Below are 16815 nucleotides of genomic sequence, written 5' to 3'. Positions count from 1 at the left end.
ATCAGCCGGACACGCCGTTCGCGGGAACGCGAGCCTGTGCCTGGATCATCCGGCCGACCCGGTCGACCAGCAGCGCCATCTCGTATCCCACCTGACCGATGTCGGCGGAGTCCTCGGTGAGAACCGCCAGGTGGGACCCGTCGCCCACGCTCATCAGGAGCAGGTAGCCGTGCTGCATCTCGACCACGGTCTGCAGCACGGCGCCACCGTCGAACAGCCGGGCCGCGCCCACGGCGAGCGACGCGAGCCCCGACGACACAGCAGCGACCTGTTCGGCGCGCTCGTAGGGGATGCTCTGGCTCGCCGCCATCAGCAGGCCGTCGGCCGACACCAGGATCGCGTGGGCGGCGGAGGGCACCTCATCGACGAACTTGGAGACGACCCAGTCGAGGTTGCGCTCGTCGCCGGACGACTCGGAGAGGGATTCGGTCATGAGGGGTCTACTTCCTGCGAGTGATCTGAGTGGTCCTGGTCGACGGCCAGGGCTTCGACAGCTTGGGAGGATCCGGCGAGCCGGCGCCCACGGTTGACACCCGCAGCGTGCGCGGCCAGCCGAGCTCGGATCGCCTCGGGATCCCGGACCACCGTCGCGGCGGCGGGCGAGACACCACCGGGGACGATCCGCGCACCGGGGCGGCGGACCGGCAGGCCCGCCTCGTTGACCTGGAGCGGTGTCGCCTCGGCGACTCGGTCGGCGGCCTCCCAGCCGGAGTCCACCTCGTTGCCGCTCCAGGGCTGGTCGGCTCCCTCGGTGTTGAACCAGTTCGACTTCATCGACGCGAAGATGGAGCCCTCCTCCGGCAGCAGTTCGGGCATCGGACTGTCGGCATCCAGGACGCTGAACGACGTCGTCGCGGCCGGGATGGGGCTGGGCGCCGTGATCGCGGGCTCGGGTTCGACCGCCACTGGTTCAGCGATCTCGGGCTCGACCGCGGCGGGCTCGGCGATCTCCGGCGCGACCGACTCTGCGGGCGTCTCGGGCGTCTCGGGCGTCTCTGCGGGCGTCTCTGGGGGCGTCTCGTCGAGTGCTTCGACAGGCTTCGCCGGCTCGGCACTCAGCGGAGTGATCGTGCCGGGCACCTCGGCCGCACCTGGGCGGCGCTGCGGCAGCCGGATCACCGCGTTGATGGCGGCCTCGATGGACTCGGTGCTGCCCGGTGCCGGGGCCTTCTCCGTCGGGGCGGCCGGAACGCCCGAGGCAGCCGGGGCAGCTGGCGCGCTGGTCGCCGGTGCGGCGCTCGGCGCCGGGGTGCCGGCAGTGCCCAGGTTGGCGGCCTCGCGGGCCTCCCGCATGCTCTGCAGACGCGCGGCCAGGCCGCCGGCCGGGGTGGGCAGCTCACCGGCCCGCTGGCGGACCGGCAGCGCCGGTGCGGGGCTGGGGGCAGAGGCCGGAACGGGGGTGACCTTGGCCGGCGCCGGCGTCGCCTGCGCCACCGCCGGCTTGGCGGCGGGCTCGACAGGCGTGACGTCCTCGCCGACGTCCTCGTCGATGTCCTCGTCGACGTCCTCGGTGTCGGCCTGCGGTGCTCGGGTGAACGCCGCCAGCGCCGAGGTCGGTTCGAGTGGCGCGGCCGGCTCTGGTGCCGGGACGGGCACGGTCTGCAGGGGCTGGGGGGACGGGGCGGACGCGGCAGGCTCGGAGGGCAGCCGCAGCATCGAGGTGGGCAGCACGACCGAGGCGGTGACACCGCCGCGGGTGTTGCGCTGGAGCTCGACGAAGATCCCGTGCCGCTTCGCGATCCGGCTCACCACGAGCAGGCCCATCCGACGCGCGGTCTCGGCGTTGACCTCGCCGCCCGATCGGAGGTCCTCGTTGAGCGCCGCCATCGCGTCGTCCTTCATGCCGAGACCGGCATCGCTCACCTTGACGACGACGCCCTCGGGGGAGCGCTTGGTCGTGACGATCACCTTCGAGCTGGGCGGTGAGTAGGCCAGCGCGTTGTCGATGAGCTCGGTGATGAGGTGCACGGTGTCGGAGGAGGCCACACCGGCGACCCGCTCGGTCGCGTCGGCGTCGATCTGCACCCGCTGGTATTCCTGGACCCCGGCCAACGCCGCCTGCAGGACATCGCTGAGGCTGAGGCCGAGGGGGTCGCTGGACCCGGCGGGCGCGTCCGCGAGGACGTTGAGGGAGTCGGCCGTTCGCCTCATCCGCGAGGCGAGGTGGTCGAGCCGGAAGAGGCTCTCGAGCCGCTTGGGGTCCTCCTCGTCCTTCTCCAGCTTCTCGATCAGGCCGAGCTGCTGGTTGATCAGGGAGGTGGTGCGCCGCGACAGGGTCACGAACATCTCACCGACCTGCTGGCGCAGCTTGGCCTCACCCGCGGCCAGGTTGACGGCTTCCTGGTGCAGGCTGTCGACCGCGCGAGCCAGCTGGCCCATCTCCTCGTGCGTGGTGACGTCGATGGGCACGATGTCGCCCGGGTCACCGCCCGCGCGGATGGTCCGGACGGCATCGGGCAGCCGCTCGTGAGCCACCTCCAGCGCCCCGTCGCGCACCCGGCGGATCGGGTCGAGCAGCAGGCGCGAGACCAGCAGTGCCAGGAAGATCGCCGCCAGCAGGGCGGCGAGGGTGATGACCGCGTTGAACAGAGCGGCGCTCTGGGAATCGTCGGCCGCGTCGGCCAGGCTCTTGTCGATCCCATCGAGGATCTCGGTCGAGAGGCGGTCGTAGGCGGCGTACGCCGTCTGGTCACCGAGGTCGGTGCCGCCCTCGCGGACCGTGCCGAAGTGAGCGGCGTTCTGGGCGCGCAGCTCGGCGACGTCGGGGTCGGTGGTGCCGAGCACCGCGCTGATGCGGTCGAGCACGGAGGCCTCGACCCCCACCTCCGCGGCGAGCTCGACGGGCTTGACGCCGGCGCCGTCGTTGTAGGCGACAGCGAACTGCTGCAGAGCCAGGGAGATGCGGCCGTTGAGCACGTTGTCAAGCAGCTGGAGCCGTGGCTCGGGCTCGATCTGCTCCTCGACGATGGTGGCGATCAGGGCGCTCACCCCGCGCTGCAGGGTGCGCAGCTGGGAGACCGAGGCACCGACGCTGACGTAGCCGTCCTTGCTGCGCAGTTGCTCACTCAGGTCATACACCGAGTCGGCCTGCTCGCGCTGGGCCCCGGTGAGACCGGCTGTCTTCGCCGCCTCCGCGAACGCCTCGCCCTTGGTGACCACGACCTCCACGGCCGCGTCCCGCGCGGGGTCGTCGACCGCGGTCTTCTCACGAGCGACGACGACGGCGGTCTCGACGGCCGCGAGGTATTCGACGGCCGGCCGGAGGACGGTGACCTGCTCCGCGGAGGCGGAGTAGCTGTCGGCCTCGGCCAGGTCGTTGCGCACGCGGAGCCCGCCGAACACGGCGGCCAGGGCGATGGGGATGAGCACCGCCAGAGCGACCTTGCGCCGCAGCGACCACTCACTCGGTGCCAGCCCAGAGAGAAGGCGCGGCCCGCCGGTGTCGAGCGTGTCTGACATCGTTCCACCCAGTTGAGTGAGGTCGGCGACATCGCCGCCTGCGCGGCGAGTGAGTCTGGTCTATTGCCTTGCTGGTGACGCGCGTATACCTGTGCTCGTCAAAAAGTAAGGGTTCTGTGGATGTCGTGTGGCCTTATTGGCCGTAATCCACCCGACCGGCCCCCCGTCGCGACGCAGCCAACGCTAGTCCCACCCGCCCCACGAGTACAGGGCGCAGTCTCAGGTCCGGGTCTACTCTCGCTCTATGGCCGAGAGCGAGCACGGCCCGGTCGAGACTCCACTGCTGCGCCGGATCCGGGAGTCGGTGATCGGCGACGACCACGTGATGACGGGTCCCTTCGGGCCCCGCCGGGTGACCTACGCGGACTACACGGCGTCCGGTCGCGCGGTCGGGTTCATCGAGGACTTCATCCGCCGCGAGGTGCTGCCCAGCTATGCCAACACCCACACCGAGTCGAGCGGCACCGGGCTGCAGACGACCCGGCTGCGCGAGGACGCGCGGCGGCTGGTGCACGAGGCGGTCGGCGCGGACGACGACTGCGCGGTCATCTTCGCGGGCTCGGGGAGCACCGGTGCGATCGCGAAGCTGATCGGAATCCTCGGCCTGCGCATCCCCTCGGCGCTGGAGGACAAGCACGCGCTCTCCTCGCACATCCCCGCCGAGCAGCGTCCCGTCGTCTTCATCGGCCCGTTCGAGCACCACTCCAACGAGTTGCCGTGGCGCGAGTCGATAGCCGACGTCGTCGTCTGCCCCGAGGATCCGGACGGGCACATCGACCAGGGATTCCTCGCCGCGAAGCTGACTGAGTATGCCGAGCGGCCGCTGCTCATCGGCTCGTTCTCGGCGGCTTCCAACGTCACCGGGATCCTCAGCGACGTCCCCGGACTGTCGCGGCTGCTGCACGACCACGGCGCGCTGGCGTTCTGGGACTTCGCCGCGGCAGCGCCGTACGTCGAGCTGTCGATGGACGGCGTCGACGCGATGTTCCTCAGCCCGCACAAGCTGATCGGGGGCCCCTCGACGGTCGGCGTCCTCGTCGTGCGCCGTGAGCTCCTGACCAACCGGGTGCCCGACGTGCCGGGCGGGGGCACGGTGGCCTACGTCAACGCGGTCGAGCACCGCTATCTCGACGACCCGGTCCAGCGGGAGGAGGGCGGCACGCCCGCGATCGTCGACTCGATCCGCACCGGGCTGGTCTTCCAGCTCAAGGACGCGGTCGGCATCGACGTCATCCGCGAGCACGAGGAGCACCACCTGCGCCGGGCGGTCGCCGCCTGGCAGGCCGAGCCCGCCATCGAGATCCTGGGCAACATCGAGGCCGAGCGCCTCTCGATCGTCTCGTTCGTCGTCCGCACGCCGACCGGCCGATACCTCCACCACAACTTCGTGGTCACGCTGCTCAACGACCTGTTCGGCATCCAGGCTCGCGGCGGCTGCTCGTGTGCCGGACCCTACGGACACCGCCTGCTCGGCATCGACCTGGACCGCTCGCACGAGTTCGAGGCCGAGATCACCGGCGGCTGCGAGGGCATCAAGCCCGGCTGGGTGCGGGTCAACTTCAACTACTTCGTCAGCGACGCGGCGTGCTCCTACATCGTCGACGCGGTCCGGCTGGTGGCTCGCCACGGCTGGCGGATGCTCGGTGACTACCGCTTCGACGTCGCGACCGGGCTCTGGCACCACCGCGACGGCCTGGTCGAGCCGCCGCTGCGGCTGTCCGACGTGTTCTACGACGACGCCGGCGAGATGGTCTATCCGCAGCACGCCGACACCGCACCCGAGTCCGCGCTGTCGGACTACCTCAAGCAGGGGGAGGAGATCATGCTCGCCACCGAGCCCGCCTCGGACGAGCCCCCCACCGGAGTCTCGGCGGAGTTCGAGCACCTGCGCTGGTTCGACCTTCCGGGTCGCTGCGTGGGGACCGCATGACAGACACGACGTTCACGACCGTCACGGAGCGGCACCTCACCTCGCGGGTCCGGTCGGACGGCGTGGTCGAACTGGCCATCATCGAGAGCGACCTGCGTCCGCCGGGCCCCGGCGAGGTGGTGGTCCGGGTCGAGGCCACGCCCGTCAACCCCTCGGACATCGGGCTGCTGCTGGCCGGGGCCGACCCGGCCGGCGCCAGGAAGGCCGACGAGGGCAGCCGCACGCTGCTCGACCTTCCTCCCGACCGGCACGGAGCACTGGACGCCCGCCTCGACGACCCTCTTCCGGTCGGCAACGAGGGAGCGGGCACGGTCGTGGCCGCCGGGCCCGGCGCCGAGGACCTCGTCGGCCGGGTCGTCTCCGCCGTGGCCGGCGGGATGTGGGCCACGCACCGGCTGATCCACAGCGGTCAGCTCATGGTCCTCCAACCCGGGACCGATCCCCGCGACGCGGCCTCGTCGTTCGTCAACCCGCTCACTGCGCTGGGCATCGCCGAGACCGCGGTCCGTGACGGTCACCTCGCGCTCGTGCACACGGCCGCGGCCTCCAACCTCGGCCGGATGCTGATCGAGGTCTGCCGTGCCGACGGGCTCGCCCTGGTCAACGTCGTCCGGCGTGACGAGCAGGCCGATCTCCTGCGCGGGCTCGGCGCCGAGCACGTCTGCGTCAGCTCCGCCCCGGACTTCAAGGACCAGCTCGACGCCGCGATCGCGGCCACCGGGGCGCGGGTCGTGTTCGACGCGGTCGGCGGCGGCCGGCTGGTGGGCCAGGTGTTGAGGGCCATGGAGCGGGTGCTCGGCCGACACCTGGAGCGCTACAGCCCCTACGGTTCGCCGGTCCGGAAGCAGGCACATGTCTACGGTCGTCTCGACCCCTCGCCCCTGGAGATCGACCTGGGGATCGGGTTCGCGTGGGACATCAGCGGATGGTTGCTCACCCCTTTCCTCGCCGACCTCGCGCCCGGCGACTTCACCCGGCTCCGCGACCGGGTCGCCGCGGAGCTGACCACCACGTTCGCCAGCTCCTACGGCGCCGAAATCACCCTCGACGACGTGCTCGACCCCGACGTCATCGCCGGGTTCGGCAGCCGCGGCACCGGCCGGAAGTACCTCATCCGGCCCTTCTAGGCAAGCCGGGTCAGAGCACCTGCTCGCCGTACATCTCACCCAGCGGGTCGGCGATCAGCTCGATGCGCGCCCCGTCCGGATCGCGGAAGTAGACCGAGACCCCGCTGTGCACGACGTGCTCGACGCCGGCCGCCTCGAGCTTGCCGACCAGCCGGTCCCAGTGGACCGGGTCGACCGAGATCGCGCAGTGGTGCAGCCCGCCCAGCACCTCGGCGTACGGCCCGACCTCCAGCCCGGGGAAGTCGAAGAACGCGAGCAGGTTGCCGTTGCCGATGTCGAAGAAGAAGTGCGACGACCCGGGGTAGTCGCGGTTCTCGATCAGCTCGGTGAGCGGGAACTCGAGGAGATCCTGGTAGAAGCGCACGGTCCGCTCGACGTCGCTGCTGATGAGCGCCGTGTGGTGCAGGCCGCGGGCGGAGGACGCGGGCCGCTGATCAGCCGGCCGCAGGTGCGCCTCCCGGATGCGGGCCCGTGCGGCGTGGATGGCGGCGAGCTCGCTGTCGTCGCCCATCAGGCAGGCGAGTGGAGCCAGGGGTCACGCAGGTCGTGGAAGGTCGGCGGGCCGACCGACAGCTCCTGCAGCTCGGCCATCCGCTGCGCCATCTCGGGAGGTGGCTCCTTCTGCTCGCCCGCCCGCGCGTCCTCCTCGGAGGTGAAGTAGATGGCCATCGTCCACGCTCCGCCCTCATGGGTGGCGAGCAGGCGCCCGAGGATGTCCGGACGGTAGTCGGAGAAGTCCAGGTCCTCGCCGAACATCTGTGCCGCTCGGTCGGGGTCGCTCATCTGGCCCTGCATGACCTGGACGAACCCGGCGGTGTCCGGGTCGCCGGGGCAGTCCGAGAGCACCGTGAGGCTGTCCTTGAAGCTCGGCTGACCCTCGAAGACCTTCTCGGTCTCCGCCCACCACTCCCCCTGCTCGGGGCGCTCGCTGTTGGCGCGAGCGGCGTCCTCCGACTCGAACCGGGCCAGCAGGACCAGGGTGCCGTCGTCGGTCACACCCCCGGTCGAGCCGAGCCAACCTCCGGCGCTCGGCCCGAGCTCCGAGACCCAGCTCTCGAGCCGCTGCCGGGCCTTCTCCGTGTCTGCGACCTCGCCCTGGATCACCTGCACGAACATGGCTGCCCCCTCGACGTGAAGTGCGGATCTTCGGACGCTACTCCTGCGCCGGCAGGACCGCGAGAGCCGGCGTCCGTGGAGTTTCACCCCCTGGGGTGGGGTTGGGGCCCCTTGGGCAGGGAACAACGGCTCAGGGGTACTTGAAGGGAGTGTCGAGGGACGTGGGTGAGCCGATGTCGACCGTGGGGGTCGAGCCCACGGCGGCCACCGACATGGCTGCGCTCCTCGACCGGGAGGCTCGCACGCCGGAGCCCGAGGTTCCCCCCGTGGTCGTCGTCGCCGACCGCTACCGAGTCGAGAGCCTGCTCGGCACCGGAGGCATGGCGCACGTCCTTCGCGCCACGGACCTGCTGCTCGACCGCGACGTCGCGGTCAAGCTCCTCCGGGAGACACCGGAGACCGACGCCGACCTCGACCGGTTCCTCGCCGAGACGCGCACCCTCGCCCGCCTCTCCCACCCGTGCCTCGTCACGCTGCTCGACGGTGGGACGGCATCCGCGGGCCGGCCCTACCTGGTCATGGAGATCGTGGACGGGCCGCCGCTCTCGGCGTCACTGGACGCGCCCGTGGACCCGATCCGGGTGGCCGAGATCGGCTCCCAGGTGGCGGCGGCTCTCGCCTACGCGCACGCACAGGGGGTCGTGCACCGCGACGTGAAGCCCGGCAACGTGCTGCTGCGCTCCGACGGCCGGGTCAAGCTGGCCGACTTCGGTATCGCCAAGCTGGTGGGCGACCAGTCTTTGCACACCAAGACCGGGACCGTGCTCGGGTCTGTGCACTATCTCGCTCCCGAGCAGGTCGCGTTCGAGGAGATCACCCCCGCCGTCGACGTCTATGCCCTCGGGCTGCTGATGCTGCGCTGCCTCACCGGGCACCATGCCTTCGAGGGCCCCACGGTCGAGTCGGCGTTGGCACGTCTCTCCGCCGACCCCGAGGTGCCTGCCGACCTGCCCTCGGAGTGGCGCGACCTGCTCACCGGGATGACCAGGCGCGTTGCCGAGGAACGCCCGTCCGCGGCTGACGTGGCGACCCGGCTCGCGCGGCTCGGCGGGGCCCGCGCGACCACGCACGTTGCCACGCCCGCGCCAGACGAGCGGCCTGCGCGCGCCGTGCCGGCCACGTGGACGCGCGTCTCGGTGTCCCCCGTCGCCGTGGCCGCCGCGATCCTCGCCCTGGCCCTCTTCGTCACCGCGGCCATCGCCGGCGACGGCACGGCCTCCGACGACCCGCCCGCGGCCCAGCCGGTCGCGAAGGCCAGACCGGCCGCGCAGGACGACGTCGTGGCGGCCCAGGAGACCGTCCCGGTCGACCCGGGGCCGGATGCCGTCGTTCCCGCCGTGAACCTCGAGCCGACCGCCCAGTCGACCCACCGGGCGAAGGCCAAAGGCGGCAAGGCGAAGAAGGACGAGGGCAAGCACCCCGGCAAGGGCAAGGCCAAGGGCAAGGGCAAGGGAAAGGGCAAGCCCGGCAAGGGCAGGTGAGTCCCAGCTCGGTCGCTCAGGCCGCGCTTGCCGCCTCGGCTAGCAGGTCGAGGTAGTCGTCGATCCCCCAGCCGATGGACAGCGGAGAGGGGTTGGCCGACGCGGCCAGCGGCGTCGAGTCCTCGAGGACGGCCACCGACCCGCGCTCGATCGCCGGGATCTGGGACAGCACGGCATCGGAGCTGATCTGCTCGAGCAGCTCGCCCTCGGCGTCGCCGTAGGTCACGAAGATGTCGACGTCGTCGAACACCTCGAGGTCCTCGGCGCTGCGAGTCACGTAGAACTCGTCGGTCTCGGCGGACGCCTGGGCGACGACCTTCGGCATCGTCATGCCGATGTCGGCCAGGAAGCCCGGCCGCGTGTCGTGGGTGGTGTAGAAGCCGACCTGGCTGAGGTCGGTCGGGTCGAGGTAGCTGAACAGGATGCTCTTGCCGTCGAGCTCGGGGTGCTCGGCGTACGCGGACGCCACCTGCGTGTCGAGGTCGGCGACCAGCTGCTCGCCCTCCTCGGCCAGGCCCATGGCCGTGCTGCTCATGGTGATCATGTCCTGGACCGACGTGGCCCAGGCGATGTCCGGGTAGGCCACGACCGGGGCGATCTTGCTGAGCGTCTCGTAGTCGCTCTCGGTGAGACCGGAGTACGTCGCCAGGATGAGGTCCGGCTGGGTGGCCGCGACCGCCTCGAAGGCGATGCCGTCGGTCTCGTCGAACAGGGTCGGGGTCTCGGCGTCCAGCTCCGCGAGCCTGTCCTCGACCCAGGGCAGGACGCCGTCGTCGTCGTCATCGCCCCAGGCAGCCCGGCTCATGCCGACCGGCACGACGCCGAGGGCCAGCGGCACCTCGTGGTTGGCCCAGGCCACCGTGGCGATCCGCTCGGGCTCGGACGCGATGGTCGTCTCGCCGAAGGCGTGCTCGATGGTGACCGGGAAGGCGTCGGCGGCGGCTGCGGGCGAGCCACTGACGTCGCCGGCGCCCGCGTCGGCGCCCGCGTCGGCGCCCGCGTCGTCGCCACAGGCGGCAAAGGTCAGGGGGGCCACCAGGGCAGCCGTCGCAGTGAGAAGTCGGAGAGGGATCACAGGAGCTCCTGTCGTTAGTAGGTAAGGCTAACCTAATCCACGGCTCGAGCCGACCGACGACGACCCCTTCTGGACACCTGTCCAGCCCTCCCCTACGGTCCAGGCGTGACAGGCCGCCCGCTCCACCTCGCCGACATCCTCGAAGCGGTGGCGGACGTGGTCCCCGACCGCATCGCCATCGCGACCATCGACCGCGACTACACCTACGCACAGATCGACGACCGGTCGACGCGACTGGCCAACCACCTGGTGTCGCTCGGCATCGGCCCTGGCGATCACGTGGCGGTGCACTCGGCCAACCGAATCGAGTGGGTCGACGCGTTCTACGGCTGCCTCAAGGCACGGGCCGTGCCGATCAACATCAACTACAAGTACCTCCACGACGAGCTGACCTACCTCTACGACAATGCCGACTGCGTGGCGGCGATCGTGGCGCCCGAGCACGTCGAAGCCGTGGCCGCGCTCCACGTGCCGACCATGAGGCACCTCGTCGTCCTGGGCGAGGACTACGACGCGTCGCTGGCCGCGGCCTCCACCGAGCGGCTCGGCGGACGCAGCCCCGACGACCCCTACGTCCTCTACACCGGCGGCACGACCGGCAGCCCCAAGGGCGTCGTCTGGCGCAACGAGGACCTGATCCTGGCCGCGCTCAACGCGGGCCGGTTCGGCGCACCCATCGAGTCGGTCGAGCAGCTGGCCGCCGAGGCCGCCGCCAACGAGACCCCCATGGTGATGCTCGCCTGCGGCCCGATGATGCACGGCGGCAGCCAGTGGACCCTGGGCAACGGACACGTCTCCGGGGCGACCGTGGCGCTCTACACCCGGCCCAGCTTCTCCGCGGAGACGGTCCTCGACCTGGTCCAGAAGGCCGGAGTCAGCTCGCTGACCTTCCTCGGTGACGCGATGGGTCGCCCCGTGGCGGACGCCATCCTCGCCGAGCCCGACAGGTGGGACCTCTCCTCGCTCGCGGCGGTGTCCAACGGCGCCGCTCCCCTGTCGGAGGGCGTGCGCGAGCAGATCCGGCGAGCACTCCCGGGCCGCTTCATCCTCGATACCTACGGCGCCTCGGAGTCCGGTGCGACGGCGTCCCGGGTCGACGACGGGACCGAAGCCGGGCTCGGCGCGCCGAGGTTCGCCGCCGGCGACGACGTGGAGGTCTTCGACGCGGACCTCAAGCCGTGCCCGCCCGGCGTCGACGGCATGCTCGGCCGCCGCGGGCCGATGCCCCAGGGCTACTACAAGGACCCGGCGAAGACGGCCGCGACGTTCAGGGAGATCGACGGCGTGCGCTGGTCGATCCCCGGTGACTTCGCGCGCCGCGAGGAGGACGGGTCGGTGACGGTGCTCGGCCGGGGCTCGGTCTGCATCAACACCGGCGGCGAGAAGGTGCACCCCGAGGAGGTCGAGGCGGCCCTGCTTCGACACGACGACGTGTTCGACGTCGCCGTCGTCGGCACGCCGCACGAGCGTTGGGGCCACCAGGTCACCGCCCTGGTCCAGCGACGCGAAGGGGCCGAGGTCGATGAGGAGGACCTGCGCGACTTCGTGCGGACACTGATCGCCAACTACAAGGTGCCCAAGGAGATCTTCTTCGTGCCCAAGGTCCCCCGGACCGCGGTCAGCAAGGTCGACTACCGCGCGAGCGCGGAGCTGGCGGCTTCCCTGGTGGGGTAGCCGACAACGGCGCGAGGACGCCGCCGCAGTCCTTGGCTTTGACATTGAGAATCGTTATCAATACGGTCGTGCCGACCAACGCTCCCCTGAAAGGCACGACACATGCGAACACCCGCCCGGCCCGCTCGTCTCGTCACTCTCGGCGCAGCCCTCGTCTCTCTCTGCGCCTGCGGCACGAGCGCCGGCAGCGAACCCTCGGGCGGCACCTTGAGGATCGCCGGTCCCTTCGAGGTCCACAGCCTGGACCCGACCGCGGACGGCGAGATCTTCACGCGTCTCCAGGTCACGGAGACGTTGGTGACCAGCGACCTCCAGGACGAGCTGGTGCCTGGACTGGCGACCGCGTGGACGTCGTCGGCCGACGCCACGGAGTGGCGGTTCGACCTGGTCCGCGACGCGACGTTCCACGACGGCAGCCCGGTCACCCCGGAGGCCGTCGTTCATGCCCTCGAGAGCGCGGCGGCGCACGAGGCCAGCCCGCTGGCGGAGATCCCCGTCGGTGGGCTCCGCGCGGACGAGGCTTCGGTGACCTTCACCCTCACCGAACCGAACCGGACGCTGCCGGCCGTTCTCACGCACTACAGCACCGCGATCCTCGCCCCGGCTTCCTACGACGAGGACGACCAGGTCACCGAGGTGATCGGCACCGGCCCCTACGAGGTCGAGGACGTCGAGCTGCCTGGCTCAATCAGCACGACCTCGTCGCCGCAATGGCGGGGTGAGACCCCGGACGTCGAGCACGTGACTTTCCAGGCCGTCGGGCGGGCCGAGTCGCGGGCGCTGATGGCGGTCAGCGATCAGGCGGACGTGGTGTTCGGACTCGAGCCGGCCGGCCGCGAGCGGGTCGAGGGCGCCGACGGCGTACGCATGGAGTCGAGCCTCCAGCCGCGCACGATCCTGCTGAAGCTGAACGCCGGGCACCCGGTCCTCGGCGACGTGCGAGTGCGCCGCGCCCTCAGCCTGGCCCTGGACCGCGAGTCGATGGCCGAGGCGGTGCTGCGCGAGAAGGAGCTGGCGGCCACCCAGCTGCTCCCGCCCTCGCTCACGGCCTGGCACCCCGACCTCGAGCCGCACGTCCAGGACCAGGGAGAGGCACGGGACCTGCTCACCGATGCGGGCTGGGCACCGGGCGCCGACGGCATCCTCGAGCGCGACGGGAAGCGGCTGGCGCTCGAGCTGATCACCTACCCGGACCGGCCCGAGCTGCCGGCGCTGGCCACCGCCATCCAGGCAGCTCTCGCCGAGATCGGCGTGCGCATCGACGTGGAGGTCACCAACTCCAGCGAGATCCCGGCCGGCCAGGCCGACGGCAGCCTCGAGCTCGCCCTGATCGCCAAGCACTTCGCGCTCGTCTCCGACCCACTGGTCGACATCGCCGCGGTGTTCGCCCCGGAGGGCAACGACTGGGGGGTGATGAACTGGCAGGACCCCGCGGTCGAGATCGCCATCGACGCCCTGCTGGCAGGGGCTTCCGATTCCGACGCTTCCGGCCACCGCGAGACCATCGTGCGCACCGCCCACGAGCAGCTGCCCCTCATCCCCGTGGCGTGGTACCGCATGAACGCCGCGGTGAGCGAGCGCGTCGAGGGCTTCGTGATGGACCCGCTCGAGACCACGTGGCGGCTCACCGGTCTGGAGCTGGCCTCGTGACCTCACTCCGGCCCGCCGTGTTGGGCGTCCTGGCCCGGCGCGGCGCACAGGGAGCCGGGGTGGCGGTTCTCGTCTCGGTGCTCTGCTTCCTGGTCGTCCGCCGTCTGCCCGGCGACGTCGCCTACCGGATCGCTGCCGGCCGATACGGCTACGACCTGGTCGACCAGGAGGCCGCCGCCTCGGTGCGTGCCGAGCTCGGGCTGGACCGGCCCGCGTGGCGGCAGCTCGGCACGTGGCTGCTCGACCTGGTCCAGCTCGACCTCGGTCGGTCGCTGGTGACCTCGCGGCCCGTGGCCGAGGAGGTCGGCTACTACCTCATGGGCACCCTAGAGCTCGCCGCCGCGGCGCTCGCGTTCGCGATCGTCCTCGGCGGGGCCGCCGGTGCGCTGGCGGCCCGCCGGCCCGGAGGCCCGCTGGACCGGCTGGCCACGGCTTGGGTGGCCTCGGTGCGGGCGGTGCCCCCGTTCCTGCTCGGGCTGCTGCTCGTGGTGGTGTTGTCTGCCCAGCTCGGCCTGCTGCCGGCGGTCGGACACGGGGACGCCACCAGCCTCGTCCTTCCAGCGCTGACCCTGGGAATCGGCCTCTCCGGACTGGTCGCGAGAGTGACCAGAGATGCGGTCGTGGAGGTCCGGGCCTCGGACTACGTCCGGTTCGCGCACACCAAGGGCCTGCCCGAGCGCCAGGTCCTGCTGCGCCACGTCGTCCGCAACGCCGCGGTCGTCCTGGTCCCCTATCTCGGCGTGCAGACGGTCATCCTGATCGAGGGCGTCGTCGTGGTCGAGAGCCTGTTCGCCTGGCAGGGGCTGGGCCACGCCCTGGTCCACGCCGTGTTCTGGCGCGACGTCCCCGTCCTGCAGGCGACCGCGCTGGTCCTGGCCCTGCTTATCGTCGGGGTCAACACCATGGTCGACCTGGTCGGGCTCTGGCTCGACCCTCGGCCGCGCCGCCTGGACACCCCCGCATGACCGCCACCCCGCTGCTCGCCGCCGCGGCCACCGTCTCGGCCCAGGGCTCGGTCGAACGCCGCCGCCGGCCGGTCGCCCGCACGGTGGCGCTGCTCGGGCTCGTCACGCTGGCGGCGTTCGCGTTCGTCGGCCCCTGGCTGTTGCCGGATCCCGCCGCGCAGGACCTGGGGCGCTACCTCGAGGCGCCGACCCTGGCCGAGCCGCTGGGGCGCGACGACTACGGGCGCAGCGTGCTGTCGCGGGTGGCCCACGCCACCCGGCTGTCCTTGCTCCTGGCCGCGCTGTGCGTCGCCACCGCCCTGCTGCTGGGCACGGTCGCCGGGATCACCTCGGCCTGGTTCGGCAGCTGGGTGGACGCCGTCCTGCGAGCTGTCTCGGAGGCGTTCGTCGCCATCCCCGCCCTGCTGGTGGTGCTCCTAGTCTCCGCACTGGCGTCGGGCGGCAGTCTGTGGGCGCTCTACCTCGGGCTCGCGCTCGCGCAGTGGGTGGAGTACTTCCGGGTCGTCCGCGCGCGCAGCGGACTCGTGCTCGGCTCGCCCGCGGTCGAGGCCGCCCACCTGCTCGACCTCGGCTGGATGCACGTCGTACGCCGACACCTGTGGCCCGACCTGCGGTCGCTGCTCACCACCCTGGCCTCGCTGGGCATGGTCACCTCGATCCTCGCGATGTCGACGCTCGGCTTCGTCAAGGTCGGACTGCAGCCGCCCCGGGCCGAGCTCGGGCTGATGATCACCGAGGCCTTCCCCTTCTACGACGTCGCGCCCTGGATGTCGCTCGCCCCGATCGCGGTGTTGTTCCTGCTCACCGTCTGCTTCCTCGCCCTGCGCCGACCGGAGGACACCACATGACAGTCCGGACCACCGACCAGATCCCTGCCGACCGGGACCTGGTCGTGCACCACGCGGTCGTCCGGCACGGGGACACGGTGCTGGCCGAGGTCAGTGGCCTCCACCTCGTGGCCGGTCGACCGCTGACCATCGTCGGCGAGAGCGGCTCGGGGAAGTCCGTGCTCGCGCACGCGCTGATGGGCTCCCTGCCGGCCGAGCTGTCGGCCCAGGGCTCAGTGGTCATCGGCCGCACTTTGTTCGACCTCGCCGACCGGACCGGTCGACGTCACCTGTGGGGCCGCCGGCTGGCGCTGCTGCCCCAGGAGCCGGCGCTGGCGCTCGACCCCACCATGAGGGTGCGCGCCCAGGTCGCCGAGGGCGCTCAGGGGTGGCGGCCGCGCCACACTGCCGCTCTCCGGCTCGCCGACGAGCATCTCTCCCGGCTCGGCCTGGGCCACGCCGGCCGCGCCTACCCACACACGCTGTCGGGCGGCATGGCCCAGCGGGTCGCCTACGCCGCCGCCACCATCGGGGGCGCCAGTGTCCTGGTCGTCGACGAGCCCTCCAAGGGTCTCGACCGTCGCTCGCTCGACCGGCTCGCTGACCTGCTCCTCGCCCATGTCGCCGAGGGCGGCGTCCTGCTGACGATCACCCACGACCTGGACCTCGCACGCCGGCTGGGCGGCGAGGTGGCGGTGATGCGCGAGACGGCCGTCGTCGAGTCCGGACCGGCCGAACGCGTCCTCTCGGTCCCTGGCCACCCCTACACCCGGAGACTGCTGGCCGCCGAGCCGTCGCGGTGGCAGTTCCCGTGGATGCGAGACGGCACGGCGACTCCTGACCCCTCGACCGAACCGCTGGTCACCGCCCGGAGGATCAGCAAGTCCTACGGCGGCGTGGCGTTGTTCGAAGGCTTGTCCCTCGAGGTTCGCGCAGGAGAACGCTGGGCGCTGGTCGGACCGAGCGGCGCCGGCAAGACCACGCTGGGCGAGGCACTGCTGCGCCTCACCTCGGTGGACGGTGGGACGGTCGAGCACGGTGAGACGACGCGCGGCGGCAAGCTGCAGAAGCTCTACCAGGATCCCTCCTCCTCCTTCCCGACGCGGGTGCCCATGGAGGTCTCGTTACGTGACGTGGCGCGACGCCATGACGTGGACCTCACCCGAGTTCGCTCCCTTCTCGGCAAGGTCGGCCTCCCGCCCGAGATCCTGGGCCGTCGTCCCGGGCAGGTCTCGGGCGGCGAGCTGCAGCGCGTCGCGATCGTGCGCGCCATGCTCCCTCGACCGACGCTCGTCCTCGCCGACGAGGCGACGTCCCGGCTGGACCTCGCCACCCAGGAGACCACGATGGACCTCCTGATGAGCGAGGTCGCCGAGACCGGCTGCGCGATCCTCCTGGTCACCCACGACGAGGACCTCGCTGCTGCCGTCACTCAGCGCCGCATCGTGCTCGGCGCCGACGGACGGCGCGTCGATGGCGATACCTTGGCGCTGTCCCCCAGGTGAGCGAGG

General features: G+C 71.5%; 13 protein-coding genes. 8 read left to right on the top strand and 5 right to left on the bottom strand.

The features are described from left to right. Position 1: 1 nt before the first annotated feature. Together ACYVC6_RS14740 and ACYVC6_RS14735 are read right to left on the bottom strand one after the other, a co-directional pair. Complete coding sequence (locus ACYVC6_RS14740) at positions 2-433, bottom strand: roadblock/LC7 domain-containing protein (RefSeq protein ID WP_460715136.1); 432 nt, start codon at positions 431-433, stop codon at positions 2-4. Further along, the gene (locus ACYVC6_RS14735; protein WP_460715135.1) at positions 430-3459 is read right to left on the bottom strand and encodes a sensor histidine kinase; all 3030 of its coding nucleotides are present in this window, start codon (positions 3457-3459) and stop codon (positions 430-432) included. The genes ACYVC6_RS14740 and ACYVC6_RS14735 overlap by 4 nt, the downstream gene beginning before the upstream one ends. 244 nt (positions 3460-3703) lie before the next feature. Here ACYVC6_RS14735 and ACYVC6_RS14730 point away from each other — a divergent pair, with 244 nt between their 5' ends. Further along, on the top strand, positions 3704-5389 hold the full coding sequence (locus tag ACYVC6_RS14730; RefSeq protein WP_460715134.1) for an aminotransferase class V-fold PLP-dependent enzyme: 1686 nt from the start codon (positions 3704-3706) through the stop codon (positions 5387-5389). Beyond that, on the top strand, positions 5386-6516 hold the full coding sequence (locus ACYVC6_RS14725) for a zinc-binding dehydrogenase (protein ID WP_460715133.1): 1131 nt from the start codon (positions 5386-5388) through the stop codon (positions 6514-6516). Before ACYVC6_RS14730 ends, ACYVC6_RS14725 begins: the two co-directional genes overlap by 4 nt. Before the next feature lie 10 nt (positions 6517-6526). Here the strand turns inward: ACYVC6_RS14725 and ACYVC6_RS14720 are convergent, their stop codons facing one another. Both ACYVC6_RS14720 and ACYVC6_RS14715 read right to left on the bottom strand, forming a co-directional pair. After that, entirely contained in the window at positions 6527-7027 is a 501-nt protein-coding gene (locus ACYVC6_RS14720; RefSeq protein ID WP_460715132.1) for a VOC family protein, read from the bottom strand. Beyond that, a complete protein-coding gene (locus tag ACYVC6_RS14715; protein ID WP_460715131.1) occupies positions 7027-7632 on the bottom strand; it encodes a hypothetical protein in 606 nt (201 codons plus the stop codon). The genes ACYVC6_RS14720 and ACYVC6_RS14715 overlap by 1 nt, the downstream gene beginning before the upstream one ends. A 161-nt stretch (positions 7633-7793) precedes the next feature. Here ACYVC6_RS14715 and ACYVC6_RS14710 point away from each other — a divergent pair, with 161 nt between their 5' ends. Further along, entirely contained in the window at positions 7794-9113 is a 1320-nt protein-coding gene (locus ACYVC6_RS14710; RefSeq protein WP_460715129.1) for a serine/threonine-protein kinase, read from the top strand. 16 nt (positions 9114-9129) lie between these two features. Here the strand turns inward: ACYVC6_RS14710 and ACYVC6_RS14705 are convergent, their stop codons facing one another. After that, entirely contained in the window at positions 9130-10149 is a 1020-nt protein-coding gene (locus tag ACYVC6_RS14705; RefSeq protein WP_460715128.1) for an iron-siderophore ABC transporter substrate-binding protein, read from the bottom strand. Positions 10150-10293: 144 nt separating this feature from the next. On the opposite strand from ACYVC6_RS14705, the gene ACYVC6_RS14700 reads away from it, so the two are divergent. From ACYVC6_RS14700 to ACYVC6_RS14680, 5 genes are all read left to right on the top strand, one after another. Then, positions 10294-11862: an AMP-binding protein gene (locus tag ACYVC6_RS14700; protein ID WP_460715127.1), complete on the top strand. Its 1569-nt coding sequence runs from the start codon at positions 10294-10296 to the stop codon at positions 11860-11862. Positions 11863-11964: 102 nt separating this feature from the next. Beyond that, complete coding sequence (locus tag ACYVC6_RS14695) at positions 11965-13512, top strand: ABC transporter substrate-binding protein (RefSeq protein ID WP_460715125.1); 1548 nt, start codon at positions 11965-11967, stop codon at positions 13510-13512. After that, positions 13509-14477, top strand: a complete 969-nt coding sequence (locus tag ACYVC6_RS14690; protein ID WP_460715124.1) for an ABC transporter permease — start codon at positions 13509-13511, stop codon at positions 14475-14477. Before ACYVC6_RS14695 ends, ACYVC6_RS14690 begins: the two co-directional genes overlap by 4 nt. Further along, on the top strand, positions 14474-15325 hold the full coding sequence (locus ACYVC6_RS14685) for an ABC transporter permease (protein ID WP_460715123.1): 852 nt from the start codon (positions 14474-14476) through the stop codon (positions 15323-15325). The genes ACYVC6_RS14690 and ACYVC6_RS14685 overlap by 4 nt, the downstream gene beginning before the upstream one ends. Further along, positions 15322-16809, top strand: coding sequence for an ABC transporter ATP-binding protein (locus ACYVC6_RS14680; RefSeq protein ID WP_460715122.1), 1488 nt, complete (start codon positions 15322-15324; stop codon positions 16807-16809). The genes ACYVC6_RS14685 and ACYVC6_RS14680 overlap by 4 nt, the downstream gene beginning before the upstream one ends. Positions 16810-16815 lie beyond the last annotated feature (6 nt).

This window comes from Nocardioides dilutus, assembly GCF_054779555.1.
The sequence above is the reverse complement of the archived record's forward strand: the minus strand, read 5'-3'. Positions and strand labels throughout refer to the sequence as shown.

Excerpts from the sequence above, each read along its gene's own strand:
- ACYVC6_RS14730 (WP_460715134.1), top strand. The coding sequence starts at position 3,704 with ATGGCCGAGAGCGAGCACGGCCCGGTCGAGACTCCACTGCTGCGCCGG.
- ACYVC6_RS14720 (WP_460715132.1), bottom strand. The coding sequence starts at position 7,027 with ATGGGCGACGACAGCGAGCTCGCCGCCATCCACGCCGCACGGGCCCGC.
- ACYVC6_RS14735 (WP_460715135.1), bottom strand. The coding sequence starts at position 3,459 with ATGTCAGACACGCTCGACACCGGCGGGCCGCGCCTTCTCTCTGGGCTG.
- ACYVC6_RS14695 (WP_460715125.1), top strand. The coding sequence starts at position 11,965 with ATGCGAACACCCGCCCGGCCCGCTCGTCTCGTCACTCTCGGCGCAGCC.
- ACYVC6_RS14715 (WP_460715131.1), bottom strand. The coding sequence starts at position 7,632 with ATGTTCGTGCAGGTGATCCAGGGCGAGGTCGCAGACACGGAGAAGGCC.
- ACYVC6_RS14685 (WP_460715123.1), top strand. The coding sequence starts at position 14,474 with ATGACCGCCACCCCGCTGCTCGCCGCCGCGGCCACCGTCTCGGCCCAG.
- ACYVC6_RS14740 (WP_460715136.1), bottom strand. The coding sequence starts at position 433 with ATGACCGAATCCCTCTCCGAGTCGTCCGGCGACGAGCGCAACCTCGAC.
- ACYVC6_RS14680 (WP_460715122.1), top strand. The coding sequence starts at position 15,322 with ATGACAGTCCGGACCACCGACCAGATCCCTGCCGACCGGGACCTGGTC.
- ACYVC6_RS14725 (WP_460715133.1), top strand. The coding sequence starts at position 5,386 with ATGACAGACACGACGTTCACGACCGTCACGGAGCGGCACCTCACCTCG.